Source organism: Devosia sp. (genome assembly GCF_036563435.1).
Lineage (GTDB): Bacteria > Pseudomonadota > Alphaproteobacteria > Rhizobiales > Devosiaceae > Devosia.
In genome coordinates this window covers 20,326-32,941 of the sequence record NZ_DATCMJ010000003.1, presented here as the reverse complement: position 1 = coordinate 32,941, position 12,616 = coordinate 20,326, and the positions used below count along the sequence as shown (strand labels likewise).

Annotated in this window: 10 protein-coding genes; 8 read left to right on the top strand and 2 right to left on the bottom strand. The window is 63.8% G+C overall.

Annotated elements, in window-relative coordinates:
* Positions 1-287: 287 nt before the first annotated feature.
* From ilvA to VIL88_RS02970, 3 genes are all read left to right on the top strand, one after another.
* Entirely contained in the window at positions 288-1,811 is a 1,524-nt protein-coding gene (ilvA, locus tag VIL88_RS02980; protein ID WP_331985804.1) for a threonine ammonia-lyase, biosynthetic, read from the top strand.
* A gap of 194 nt (positions 1,812-2,005) precedes the next feature.
* A complete protein-coding gene (locus VIL88_RS02975; RefSeq protein ID WP_331985802.1) occupies positions 2,006-3,265 on the top strand; it encodes a hypothetical protein in 1,260 nt (419 codons plus the stop codon).
* Positions 3,266-3,343: 78 nt separating this feature from the next.
* Positions 3,344-4,048 (top strand): pyrimidine 5'-nucleotidase, encoded by a 705-nt coding sequence (locus tag VIL88_RS02970; protein WP_331985800.1) that lies wholly within the window; start codon positions 3,344-3,346, stop codon positions 4,046-4,048.
* 6 nt (positions 4,049-4,054) lie between these two features.
* Here VIL88_RS02970 and VIL88_RS02965 read toward each other — a convergent pair whose 3' ends face one another.
* Positions 4,055-4,423 (bottom strand): VOC family protein, encoded by a 369-nt coding sequence (locus VIL88_RS02965; RefSeq protein ID WP_331985798.1) that lies wholly within the window; start codon positions 4,421-4,423, stop codon positions 4,055-4,057.
* Positions 4,424-4,581: 158 nt separating this feature from the next.
* Here VIL88_RS02965 and VIL88_RS02960 point away from each other — a divergent pair, with 158 nt between their 5' ends.
* Positions 4,582-6,459 (top strand): ABC transporter ATP-binding protein, encoded by a 1,878-nt coding sequence (locus tag VIL88_RS02960; RefSeq protein WP_331985796.1) that lies wholly within the window; start codon positions 4,582-4,584, stop codon positions 6,457-6,459.
* Positions 6,460-6,469: 10 nt separating this feature from the next.
* Here VIL88_RS02960 and VIL88_RS02955 read toward each other — a convergent pair whose 3' ends face one another.
* Entirely contained in the window at positions 6,470-7,459 is a 990-nt protein-coding gene (locus VIL88_RS02955) for an acryloyl-CoA reductase (protein ID WP_331985794.1), read from the bottom strand.
* 143 nt (positions 7,460-7,602) lie between these two features.
* On the opposite strand from VIL88_RS02955, the gene VIL88_RS02950 reads away from it, so the two are divergent.
* The 4 genes from VIL88_RS02950 to VIL88_RS02935 all read left to right on the top strand — a co-directional run bounded on the left by VIL88_RS02950 (position 7,603) and on the right by VIL88_RS02935 (position 12,575).
* On the top strand, positions 7,603-8,586 hold the full coding sequence (locus VIL88_RS02950) for a cation diffusion facilitator family transporter (RefSeq protein WP_331985808.1): 984 nt from the start codon (positions 7,603-7,605) through the stop codon (positions 8,584-8,586).
* Positions 8,587-8,896: 310 nt separating this feature from the next.
* Entirely contained in the window at positions 8,897-11,341 is a 2,445-nt protein-coding gene (gene nirB / locus VIL88_RS02945; RefSeq protein WP_331985792.1) for a nitrite reductase large subunit NirB, read from the top strand.
* 15 nt (positions 11,342-11,356) lie between these two features.
* Positions 11,357-11,689: a nitrite reductase small subunit NirD gene (gene nirD, locus VIL88_RS02940; protein ID WP_331985790.1), complete on the top strand. Its 333-nt coding sequence runs from the start codon at positions 11,357-11,359 to the stop codon at positions 11,687-11,689.
* Positions 11,690-11,735: 46 nt separating this feature from the next.
* Positions 11,736-12,575, top strand: a complete 840-nt coding sequence (locus VIL88_RS02935; protein WP_331985788.1) for a formate/nitrite transporter family protein — start codon at positions 11,736-11,738, stop codon at positions 12,573-12,575.
* Positions 12,576-12,616: the final 41 nt, after the last annotated feature.

Below are 12,616 nucleotides of genomic sequence, written 5' to 3'. Positions count from 1 at the left end.
CAGGCGACAGTGGCGGGAGTGGGCCGGGCGCATGGCAACGTCAGCCAGGGCGGGTCGAGGCATGGGCCGGTATCTCCGCGAGCGTTGGAGATCCCGCGAGTCCCGTGTCCGGCATAAAACCGGACGTCCCGAGACGGCAATCGTCTCACACTAAATCATCTCAGGAGGCGAAAGCCGTCTCGGGATCCGCCGTCTTTTCACAACCGCAACCGAGGCGGCGCTTGCGCACGCCCTGTTGACAAAATCGGTCTCGGGAGGTCCATCAGCGGCACACAGGAGTGCCGCCCATGCAGGACTATGTCCGCCGCATCCTCACCTCGTCGGTCTATGAAGTGGCCGAACAGACGCCGCTCGAGACCATGAACCTCCTGTCGGCGCGCCTCGGCACCGAGGTCCTGCTCAAGCGCGAGGACATGCAGCCGGTCTTTTCCTTCAAGATCCGCGGCGCCCATAACCGGATCGCCCAGCTCAGCGCCGAGGAACGTGGGCGTGGCGTCATCTGCGCCTCGGCCGGCAACCATGCGCAGGGCGTGGCGCTGTCGGCGACGCGGCTCGGCATCCGCGCGGTGATCGTCATGCCCACCACGACGCCCGCCATCAAGATCGGCGCCGTGCGGCGGCTGGGCGGTGAAGTCGTCCTCTTCGGCGACGGCTTCGACGCCGCCCGCGCCCATGCCGCCGAGCTCGCGCAAAAGCACGGCTATGTCGTCGTCCACCCCTTCGACGATCCGGACGTGATTGCCGGCCAGGGCACGATCGGGCTCGAATTGCTGCGCCAGCATCCCGGCACGATCGGCGCTATCTACGTTCCCGTCGGCGGCGGGGGCCTTGCCGCCGGCATTGCTGCCATCGTCAAGTTCCTCCGCCCCGACATCCGCATCATTGGCGTCGAACCGGAAGAAGCAGCCAGCATGAAGGCCGCCATTGCGGCAGGCCATCCGGTGGCGCTCGACCAGGTCGGCCTCTTTGCCGATGGCGTGGCCGTGCGCCAGGTCGGCGACGAAACCTTCCGCCTCTGCCGCGAACTCCTCGACGACATCGTCACCGTCTCGGCCGACGAGATCTGCGCCGCCATCAAGGACATCTTCGACGACATGCGCGCCATTGCCGAACCTGCCGGTGCACTGGCCCTGGCCGGCCTCCGCCGCCAGGTTGAAGCCGGTACGGCACCGGAAGGCGCCCTGATCGCCATCAATTCTGGCGCCAATGTCAATTTCGACCGCCTGCGCTATGTCGCCGAGCGGGCGGAGATCGGCGAACGGGCCGAGGCACTCCTTAGCGTCGAAATCCCGGAACGCCCCGGCGCCTACCGAGCCTTTATCCGGCTCCTGGGGCCACGCTCCATCACAGAGTTCAACTACCGCTTCGCCCATGGCAGCACGGCCAAGATCTTTGTCGGCGTCAAGCTCAGCCGTGGCGACGCGGAAAAGCAGGAGATCATCACCCTGCTCGAAACCCATGGGCTCGGTGTCCTTGACCTCACCGACAACGAAGTGGCCAAGCTCCATGTCCGTCACATGGTGGGCGGACGCGTCGCCGATCTTGGTGACGAAGTGGTCTACCGCTTCCAGTTCCCCGAGCGCCCCGGTGCGCTGCTCAAGTTCCTCGAAGGGCTCAACGATCGCTGGAACATCTCGCTCTTCCACTATCGCAACCATGGCGCCGACTATGGCCGCGTCCTGGTCGGCGTCCAGGTGCCCACCCAAACACGTGGGGACTTCCTGGCCCATATCGAGGCAATCGGCTTCCCGTACTGGGACGAAACCGCCAATCCTGCCTACCAGCAATTTCTGCATCAGGAGCGCGGCTAGCCCTATGGCGTCACAATCGTGTCACGGACGTTATGCTGGGATAAACCACGATAAATCCAGAAGCCGCCTTAAAGCCAAAATCTATTGCAATTCAGACATCAAGGACCCAACTCCCGGTAGCGGGCGTTGGTAACACCCGCAAGAATTCCGCCCACCCGACAAAACAAAAACCCACCACAATGCCGGAGATGATGATGAGGACCAACCAGACTGCCCGCCTGTTGCTGCTGAGCAGCGCTGCGACCGTCGCGCTGATGACGCCTGCCATGGCGCTCGATGCGCAGACCTTCGTGGACCGCGTAGCCGAAGTCTACAATTCGCTTGGCTATGATCTCACCTTTGGCGAGGCAACGCTGGATGGCGATACCGTCACGGTGGACGGCGTCACCGTCGGCTTCACCAATATGGGCGAGGACACTCCCGAACCCATGGTCTTCGATACCGAGCTGACCTTTACCGGCGTTGTCGAGGGCGAGGACGGCAGCTACACCGCCGAGTCGCTGACCATCCCCGATATCGACACCGAATTCGCCAGCGCGCCCGATCCGGTCGGCCACGTCACCGCGAGCGCCATCCGCGCCGATGGCCTCTATATCCCGGCCGGCGACACCGTTTCTGCCGTCATGACGCTGCAACTCGTCGAGTCGCTGAGCAGCGGCCCGGTGGTCGTCACCCGCAATGGCGAGGAAGTGTTCTCGGTCGAGAGCATGGAAGCCGTCTCCACCTTCAGCCCCTCGCAGGGTACGCCCGATCTCGAGGAAGTGAGCTCGGTCCTCAACATTTCCGGCATCTCGCTGGATCTGTCGTCGGTCTCGGAAGAGGACCCGACCGCCGGCGCCACCATCGAAGCGCTGGGCCTCACCAACGTCACCGGCAACATCACGCAGGACTTCTCCTGGTCGATGGCCGATGGCCACATGAACATGAGCGAATTCCTGTTCGACTTCGACGATGTCGGCGCGCTCAACATCACTGCCGACCTTACCGGCCTGACGCCCGAAGTGCTCGACCAGCTCTATGCCATGCAGGCCGAGATGGCCGCTGCCGAAGGCGGAGAGATGAGCGAAGAGCAGGCCCAGGCGCAGATGATGAGCGGCATGGCCATCATGCAGGGCGTCAACATCGTCAGCACCTCGATCCGCTTCGACGACGCCTCCATCACCGGCAAGCTGCTCGATTTCTTCGCCGAGCAGTCGGGCACCGACCGCGCCGCCTTCGTGGAAGGCCTCAAGGCACAGTTGCCCTTGATGCTGGCCGGCTCGGGCATTCCGGCCCTCAACGACCTGGTCATTCCGCCGGTCGAAGCCTTCCTCGACGATCCCCAGAGCCTCGAAGTTCGCGTCGCACCGCCTTCGCCGACCTCGCTCCTCGTGCTGATGGCTGCCGCCGCCAACCCGGCTGGCCTGATCGACGCCCTGGGCCTCGCCGTCGAAGCCAACACGGCTGCCGAATAAGCTTCCCGGGAGCGGCGTCCGCGCCGCTCCCAAAATCTTATCCGCTCCTTCATCGATCTGCGTTATAGTGCGGCGACTATGAACCAGATGTCGCCCCTTGCTCCCCACAGCCTCAGCCACATAACCGATTGGGTGTTCGATCTCGACAACACCCTCTACCCGCGCACCTGCAACCTCTTTGCCCAGATCGACATCCGCATCACCAATTACGTGATGGATCTGACCAAGCTCGATTTCGAAGCTGCCCGGCTCCTGCAGAAGACCTATTATCGCGACTTCGGCACCACGCTGAACGGGCTGATGCACCAGCACAAGGTCGATCCGGACCATTTCCTGAACACCGTCCATGCCATCGACTATTCGCCAGTCGATGCCCATCCCGACCTGATCGATGCCATTCGCGCGCTGCCGGGACGCAAGTTCATCCTGACCAATGGCGACGTCGGCCATGCCCGCTCGGTGCTCAAGCGCCTGGGTGGCGACGACCTGTTCGAGCATGTGCATGACATCCGGGCGATGACCTATGTGCCCAAGCCGCTCCGCCAGGCATATGAAGGGTTCCTGACCCTCCACAACATCGACCCTGCCGCGGCCGTCATGTTCGACGATCTCGAAAAGAACCTCGTCGTGCCGCACGAGCTTGGCATGTCGACGGTCCATGTCGTGGCTGGCGCCGATTTCGTCCATGAGCAGATCGACGCCTGGGAAATGGCCCGGGCGACCGGACCGCATGTCCACCACATCACCGAAGACCTGGCCAGGTTCCTGCGCGAGCGCCCGTAAGGGGCGCTACATGTTGTTGATGTGCAGGATATTGCCGTCCGGGTCCTTGAACCAGGCCATCTTGAACGCGCCCGCGACATGGATATCCCCGCGCCGCTCCATGCCCTCATAATGCTCGAAGCGCACACCCTTGCCCTGGAGGTCGGCCACAATGGCGTCCATGTCATCCCCCACGCCCCAGACGACGGCATTGGCCTGGTTGGTGCCGGCGAAGTCTGAGCGGTAGACCACGAGCGAAGTGGCTCCGGTCCTGAACTGCAGGACGTCTCCCTCACCGCCGCTTTGCTCCAGCCCAAGCGTAGTGCCATAGAAGGCGCGGGCACGGGCAATGTCGGATACGGCCACTATGGCACTGGAATCGTGAGCGTTGAGCATCTGTTCCTCCTGTTGTTGCGTTCCACCATGACAACGCCTGGGAAGGCCTTCGGCAGACAAAGGTCACAACAATTTCTCCACGTCATCCGCCTTGGTTCTCGCCGACATTGCCGCAAATTTAGTTCCCCCCGCTCCTTCCCAAGGCTATCGTTTCGAACATGACCGACCTTCCCGGGCGCCGCCCCCCGCCCATTCCCGACAAAGCCCCCACCTTCCGCGAACGCCTCGACAACCTCCGGCACCTTGGCCGGCTGGTGGCGCAGATCTGGCGTACCAGCAAGCCGCTGACCGCCGCCAGCATCGGCCTCAGGTTGGTATCCTCGCTGCAGCCGCTGGCCATGCTCTATGTCGGCAAACTGATCGTGGACGAAGTGGTGCGCCTGACCACCCTGCCCTCGCCCGGACCGAGCTTCGTCGACTGGTGGAGCAGCGGTGCGCTCTCGACCGTGACTACGCTGCTGCTGATCGAACTGGCGCTGGTAGTACTGTCCGACCTCTTGGTGCGCGCCACAGGCCTCGTGGATGCCGTTCTTTCGGAGCTCCACTCCAATACCGTCAGCGTCGAACTGATGGCGCATGCCGCCCGGCTAGATCTCATGCATTTCGAATCTGCCGAGTATCAGGATCGGCTGGAGCGGGCGCGGCGCCAAGCCTCGGGGCGCAACGCCCTCCTCAGCCAGATGTTCGGCCAGGCGCAGGACGTGATCACCGTGCTGACTCTGGCTGCCGGGCTCTTCGCCTATGCGCCGTGGCTGATCCTCCTGCTGCCGCTGAGCTTCGTTCCGGCGATCTGGGGCGAAACGCGCTTCAACACCCTCGCCTATTCCATGAGCCGCTGGCGTACGCCGGAACGGCGGGAGCTTGAATATATCCGCTATATCGGTGCCAGCGCCGAAACGGCCAAAGAACTCAAACTGTTCGGCCTGGGCGAATTCCTGATCGGCCGCTTCAAGCAATTGGCGCATACCATCTATCTGGAGAACCGCAGCCTTTCCACGCAGCGCGCCGCCTGGGGCGCCGTGTTCTCCTCGATTTCGACGCTGACCTATTACGGCGCCTATGGCTTCATCGTCTGGCGCACCATCATCGGCGACTTCACCATCGGCGACCTCGCCTTTCTGTCCGGCTCGTTTCTTCGCCTCAACGGCCTGTTCCAGAAGATCCTGCTCGGCTTCACCCAGATCGCCGGGCAGTCGATGTATCTCGACGACCTGTTCAGCTTCTTCGAGATCGAACCCACCATCCTCTCGCCGCTCACGCCCAAGCCCTTCCCGCAGCCCATCAGGCACGGCATCCGCTTCGAAAATGTCGGCTTCCGCTATCCCGATACCGATGGGTGGGCCATCCGGCATCTGAGCTTTACCCTCAATGCGGGCGAGACGCTGGCGCTGGTGGGCGAGAACGGCGCCGGCAAGACGACCATCGTCAAACTCCTGACCCGGCTCTACGACCCGGACGAGGGCCGCATCACCATCGACGGCATCGACCTCAAGGATCTGGCCGTTGCCGACATTCACGCCCATATCGGCGTGATCTTTCAGGATTTCATCCGCTATAGCCTCTCGGCGCGGGAGAATATCGGCGTTGGCCGCATCGCCGATCAGAACGACATGGCGCGCATCGAGAACGCCGCTGAAAGGAGCCTGGCCGATGCGGTGATTGCCAAGCTGCCCCAGGGCTACGAGCAGCAGCTGGGGCGCCTCTTCAAGAAGGGGCGCGACCTTTCAGGCGGCGAATGGCAGAAGGTGGCGATAGCCCGCGCCTATATGCGCGATGCCGACCTCATCATCCTCGACGAGCCCACGGCTGCGCTTGATGCCAAGGCAGAAGCCGAGGTGTTCTCCCGCTTCAAGAGCCTTGCTTCGGGCAAGACCGCCGTCATCATCTCGCACCGTTTCTCGACCGTCCGCATGGCCGATCGCATCCTGGTGCTGGAGAACGGCGCCATCCTCGAGTCAGGCTCCCACGAAGAGCTCCTGGCCCAGCGCGGCCGCTACGCCGAACTCTTCGAACTGCAGGCGGCAGGGTACCGGTGAAAGAGCTTGCTCAACCGACCCGCACCAGCGTGCGCCCGTTCACCCGCCCGGCCAGTATCTCCCCGGCAGCAGCGGGCAATTCGTCCAGCTCCACTTCGCGCACCAGCTTGGCATAGCCGCCAAAGTCAAAGATCCGGGCAATTCGCTCCCATGCCCGGACCCGTGCTGCATAGGGCTGCATCACGCTGTCGATGCCCAGCAGACTTATCCCCCGCAGGATGAACGGCAGTACAGTGGTCTCCAGTTCGATCCCACCAGCATTGCCGATGCTTGCAACATGACCATCATACTTGATCTGCTTGAGGAGCTTCCCCAGCACCCTGCCGCCGACATTGTCGATGGCGCCCGCATAGCGCGCCGATTCCAGCACCTTGTCGGGTTTGGCGAGAAAGGCGTCGCGCTCCAGTATGCTTGCGGCGCCAAGCCCGGTGAGCGCCGCAGCATGCTCTGTGCGGCCGGAAAGCGCCACGGCCTCGTAGCCCAGCTTGGCCAGTAGCATGATGGCGATGGAGCCAACTCCGCCTGCAGCCCCGGTTACCAGGACGGGACCGCTCTCGGGCCGCAGCCCTGCCCGTTCGAGGCGCTCGATCGCCAGCATCGCCGTCAAGCCGGCCGTGCCGATCACCATCGCGTCGCGGGTGCCCAGCCCATCGGGAAGGGGCACCAGCCACTCGGGGTCGACCCGCGCCTTTTCGCTATAGCCGCCCCAATGCGTCTCGCCGACCCGCCACCCCGTCAGGATCACCTTGTCGCCCGCGCCGTAGCGGCTGTCGGCGCTCTCCGAGACTGTACCGGCAAAGTCGATGCCGGCAACATGGGGATAGGTCCGCACCAGCCCGCCCGCGCCCGTAAGGCAGAGCCCGTCCTTGTAGTTGAGCCCGGCCCACTCCACCTGCACCGTGACTTCGCCTTGAGGAAGCCTGTTGTCGTCGAGCTCCTGCACCGACGAGGTGACCTCGCCCGACGTATCCCTCTCTGTCACCAATGCTCGAAAGTTCATGGGCAATGCTCCAGTTTGCGCCAGCTTGGCACGCTGTGCGGCCGAGGACCAGCCTCTGGCGCCGTAGACCGAAACGCCCTATCCAATGACCCCAGCAAGCCCCGACTCGAATACACTATGCACCGAACAAGGAGCTTGCAGTGATGCACGATCACCGGAGCGGCGAAGGCCACCATCATCACGATCATGATCATGGCCATGCCGGTCACGACCATGCAGGCCATAGCCATGCACCCACCGTGAGCGCCGGCAACGAGCGCGTGGTGCTGATCGGCTTCTTGCTGACCGCTGGCTTCATGGTCGCCGAAGTCGTCGCCGGCTGGCTGTCCGGTTCGCTGGCGCTGATCGCCGATGCCGGACACATGCTGACCGACGCGGCTGCCTTGCTGCTGGCCTGGGCCGCATTCCGCTTCGGCCGCCGCGCTTCGGACGGCAGGCGCACCTTTGGCTATATGCGGGCCGAGGTGCTGGCGGGCCTGGTCAACGCCTTGACGCTGTTTGCCCTCTGCGCCTGGATCATCTTCGAAGCCATTGCGCGCTTCATGGCGCCGCATGAGGTGCTGGCAGGCCCCATGATGATCGTCGCCGTGCTGGGCCTTCTGGTGAACTTCACGGTGTTCCTGGTGCTCTCGCGCGGCGACAAGGGCCATGTCAACGTTCGCGGCGCCATGGTGCATGTCCTCGGCGATCTCCTGGGTTCCGTGGCCGCTATCGCCGCCGCGGTGACCATCTGGCTGACCGGGTGGATGCCGATCGACCCCATCCTTTCGATCCTGGTATCCCTCCTGATCCTGCGCAGTGCCTGGACACTGTTGCGCAGCTCGCTTCACATCCTCATGGAGGGCACGCCCGGCAATGTCGTCGTGGCCGACCTGAGTCAGGATCTTGTTGGCAGGGTCCCGGGTCTCCAGGCCGTGCAGCACGTGCACGTATGGTCGATCACCTCGGGCAAGCCCGTGGCAACGCTGGAGATCGTGCTGGCGCCGGGGGCCAATCCGAAACGCGTCAGCCAGAGCGTCAAGCAGGTGCTGCGCGACCAGTACGGCATCGCCCATTCGACGGTCGAGATCGTCTGGGAGGAGGCCATGCTGGACTGTGCACTGGTCGAGACGTCCGCCTCGACCTGAGACGAACGAAAAAGCGCCAGCACTGTGCCAATGGCGCTTTTTTACGCAACACGCCGTCTGAATCGGCGCCAGCATCAGTTCGGCAGGTCGGAACTGCCCGCATGTCCTTCTCGTTAATTCCTTGTTCTGAAACGCGCTTCTCGCTCAGCGCCAGTTTGGCACGATCCCTGCATTATCGTCTCTGCACCGTCTGAGGACGTGCACACGGCGTCCAATGCGGGGCGTCCACAGGCATAGCCGCCAACTGTTCACGTCACTGGCTTCGCTGGGACGGAAAACGGTTGGCGGCTTTTCTTTTGGCGGAGACGACATGAGCGAGAAACTTGTCATCATCGGCAACGGCATGGCGCCGGGACGCATGCTGGAGCTGCTGTTCGAGGCGGCACCGGAGCGGTTCGACGTCACCATCTTCAATGCCGAACCCCGGGTGAACTACAATCGGCTGATGCTGTCGCCCGTGCTGTCGGGCGAAAAGACTTACGAACAGATCATCACCCATGACGACGCATGGTACGCCCAGCATGGCGTGACGCTGCACAAGTCGGCACCCGTGACGCTGATCGACCGCGATACCAGGCAGGTCATTTCCAGCAACGGCATCGTCGCTCCTTACGACAAGCTGGTCATCGCCACCGGGTCTTCGCCATTCATCCCACCCATTCCCGGTCACCAGCTGCCAGGGGTCGTCACCTATCGCGACCTCGACGACGTCGACAAGATGCTGGCCCTGGGCAAGTCCGCCAAGGTCGTCGTCATCGGCGGCGGTCTGCTGGGGCTCGAAGCCGCAGCCGGGCTCAAGATGCAGGGCATGGACGTCACCGTCCTCCACCTCTCGCCCACCCTGATGGAGCGCCAGCTCGATCCGGCAGCCGGATATCTCCTGGAAAAGGCTTTCACCGACCGCGGTATTCGCGTGATCACCAAGGCCAACACCAAGACGGTGCTCGGCACCGACAAGGTCGAAGGCGTGCGGCTCGAGGATGGCACCGAGATTGCCTGCGACATGGTCGTCATGGCGGTCGGCATCCGCCCGTCGTCCGGCCTCGCCAAAGCCGCGGGGCTCGCCGTCAACCGCGGCATTGTCGTCGATGACCAGATGCGGACGGACGATCCGGCCATTTTCGCCCTGGGCGAATGCGTCGAGCATCGCGGCACATGCTATGGCCTCGTCGCGCCGCTCTATGAAATGGGCGCCGTGCTGGCCAAGACCCTGGTCGGCGAAAGTGCCGCCTATGCCGGCTCCGTCACCTCCACCAAGCTCAAGGTCACCGGCATCGATCTCTTCTCCGCAGGCGACTTCGCCGAAGCCGAAGACCGCGAAGAGATCGTGCTGCGCGACGCCACGGCAGGGGTCTACAAGCGCCTCGTGCTCAAGGACCACCGCATCGTCGGCGCCGTGCTCTACGGCGAGACCAGCGACGGTCCCTGGTATTTCGACATGCTCAAGCGCGGCACCGACACACGCGAGCTGCGCGACACGCTGATCTTTGGGCAAGCCTACCAGGGCGGCAGCCCGTTGGACCCCACCGCAGCCGTCGCAGCCTTGCCCGACGAGGCCGAGATCTGTGGCTGCAATGGCGTCTGCAAGGGCAAGATCACTGGCGCTATCACCGGCAAGGGCCTGACGACCCTGGATGGTGTCCGCGCTCACACCAAGGCTTCTGCCTCCTGCGGCTCGTGCACCCATCTGGTGGAGCAACTGCTGCAGGTCACCCTCGGCGACAGCTATAACCCCGCCTCGGTCCAGCCCATGTGCGCCTGCACCGAGCTGGGCCATGACGACGTACGCCGCCTGATCGTTGCCAAGTCGCTCAAGTCTATCCCCGCCGTCATGCAGGAGTTGGAGTGGAAGACCAGCTGCGGCTGTGCCAAGTGCCGTCCTGCGCTCAACTACTATCTCGTGGCCGACTGGCCCGGCGAATACGAGGACGACGGCCAGTCCCGCTTCATCAACGAACGCGTGCACGCCAATATCCAGAAGGACGGCACCTATTCGGTGGTGCCGCGCATGTGGGGCGGCATGACCAGCCCCAGGGAACTGCGCGCCATTGCCGATGTCGCCGACAAGTTCGCCATTCCCGCGGTCAAGGTCACGGGCGGACAGCGCATCGACCTCCTGGGAGTCAAGAAGGAGGACCTGCCCGGCGTCTGGGCCGACCTCAACGCCTCCGGCATGGTGTCAGGTGCCGCCTATGCCAAGGGTCTGCGCACGGTCAAGACCTGCGTCGGCTCGGACTGGTGCCGCTTCGGCACCCAGGACTCCACCGGGCTCGGCATTCGCATCGAGAAGTTCATGTGGGGCGCCTGGACCCCGGCAAAGCTCAAGCTCGCCGTCTCCGGCTGCCCGCGCAACTGCTCGGAGGCCACCTGCAAGGACATCGGCGTCATCTGCGTCGACTCTGGCTACGACATCCACTTTGCCGGCGCGGCAGGCCTCGAGATCAAGGGCACGGAACTGCTGTGCCATGCCGACACCGAGGACGAGGCACTCGAGATCATCGTGGCGCTGACCCAGCTCTACCGCGAACAGGGCCGCTATCTCGAACGCATCTACAAATGGGCCAAGCGCGTCGGCACCGCCTCGATCAAGGCCAACGTGGTCGATGATATCGCCAAGCGCCGGCACTACTTCGAGCGCTTCGTCTATTCGCAAACCTTTGCCCAAATCGACCCTTGGGAAGAGCGCGTGAACGGCCGGGACGCGCATGAATTTGCGGCATTGGCCGAGTTCGGCATGCCGGTTGCAGCAGAATAGGGAGCATCAGACACCATGAGCGAATGGATCGAAATCGGCAGTGTCAGCGCCATCCCACGCCGCGGTTCGCGCTGCGTTTCCACGCCCGAGGGCAAGATCGCCGTGTTCCGCACCCAGGACGACGCCATCTATGCCATCGAGAACCGCTGCCCCCACCGCAACGGCCCCTTGAGCGAGGGCATCGTCCACGGCTCGTCCGTAACCTGCCCGCTGCACAACTGGGTCTTTGACCTCGCCAGCGGCAGGGCGCTGGGTGCCGACGAGGGGCAGGTCCGCACCTATACCGTCCAGGTCGTGGACGGGCGCATCTTCATCGCACCCGAAGCGGTGCAGGTGGCCGCCGAGTAGCGGCACTCCGATCACTCCAATCATTCGCCACAGGGGAGACCAGGCAATGTCTTACGTCGTGCCAACAGAATTTGTGACCCGCATGATCGATGCGGGCGAGGCCAAGGTGTTCATGTCGACGCGTGACACGCTGATCCGGGCCTTCATGGCCGGCGCCATCCTGGCGCTCGCCGCCGCCTTTGCCATCACCATCAACGTCCAGACTGGGCAGCCGCTAGCCGGCGCCATCCTGTTCCCGGTCGGCTTCTGCCTTCTCTACCTCATGGGCTTCGACCTCCTGACCGGCGTGATGACGCTGGTACCGCTGGCACTGATCGACAAGCGCCCGGGCGTGACGCTCCAGGGCGTGCTGCGCAACTGGGGGCTGGTCTTTGCCGGCAATTTCGGCGGTGCCTTCATCGTTGCGGTAATGATGGCCATCATCTTCACCTTCGGCTTCACCGAGGCGCCCAATGCCGTGGGCCAGGCGATCGGCCATATCGGTGAGGGCCGCACCGTCGGCTATGCCGAGCACGGCGCCGCCGGCATGCTCACCCTCTTTATCCGCGGCGTGCTCTGCAACTGGATGGTCTCCACCGGCGTGGTCGCCGCCATGATGTCCACCTCGGTCTCGGGCAAGGTCATCGGCATGTGGATGCCGATCATGCTGTTCTTCTACATGGGCTTCGAGCATTCCATCGTGAACATGTTCCTGTTCCCCTCGGGCATCATGCTGGGCGGCCAGTTCTCGATCTGGGACTACCTGATCTGGAACGAAATTCCCACCGTGGTCGGCAATCTCGTCGGCGGCCTCGCCTTTGTGGGTCTGGCCCTCTACGCCACCCATGCCCGCACTGGCGCCAAGCGCCAGCCTGCCGCGGCGATCCGCATGGCACCGGCCGAATAAAACTTCGGAGGCCCGCCCCGACGGGCCTCCCACTTCGGGGA

Excerpts from the sequence above, each read along its gene's own strand:
- VIL88_RS02960 (WP_331985796.1), top strand. The coding sequence starts at position 4,582 with ATGACCGACCTTCCCGGGCGCCGCCCCCCGCCCATTCCCGACAAAGCC.
- VIL88_RS02970 (WP_331985800.1), top strand. The coding sequence starts at position 3,344 with ATGAACCAGATGTCGCCCCTTGCTCCCCACAGCCTCAGCCACATAACC.
- VIL88_RS02975 (WP_331985802.1), top strand. The coding sequence starts at position 2,006 with ATGAGGACCAACCAGACTGCCCGCCTGTTGCTGCTGAGCAGCGCTGCG.
- VIL88_RS02935 (WP_331985788.1), top strand. The coding sequence starts at position 11,736 with ATGTCTTACGTCGTGCCAACAGAATTTGTGACCCGCATGATCGATGCG.
- VIL88_RS02950 (WP_331985808.1), top strand. The coding sequence starts at position 7,603 with ATGCACGATCACCGGAGCGGCGAAGGCCACCATCATCACGATCATGAT.
- nirD (WP_331985790.1), top strand. The coding sequence starts at position 11,357 with ATGAGCGAATGGATCGAAATCGGCAGTGTCAGCGCCATCCCACGCCGC.
- VIL88_RS02965 (WP_331985798.1), bottom strand. The coding sequence starts at position 4,423 with ATGCTCAACGCTCACGATTCCAGTGCCATAGTGGCCGTATCCGACATT.
- ilvA (WP_331985804.1), top strand. The coding sequence starts at position 288 with ATGCAGGACTATGTCCGCCGCATCCTCACCTCGTCGGTCTATGAAGTG.
- VIL88_RS02955 (WP_331985794.1), bottom strand. The coding sequence starts at position 7,459 with ATGAACTTTCGAGCATTGGTGACAGAGAGGGATACGTCGGGCGAGGTC.
- nirB (WP_331985792.1), top strand. The coding sequence starts at position 8,897 with ATGAGCGAGAAACTTGTCATCATCGGCAACGGCATGGCGCCGGGACGC.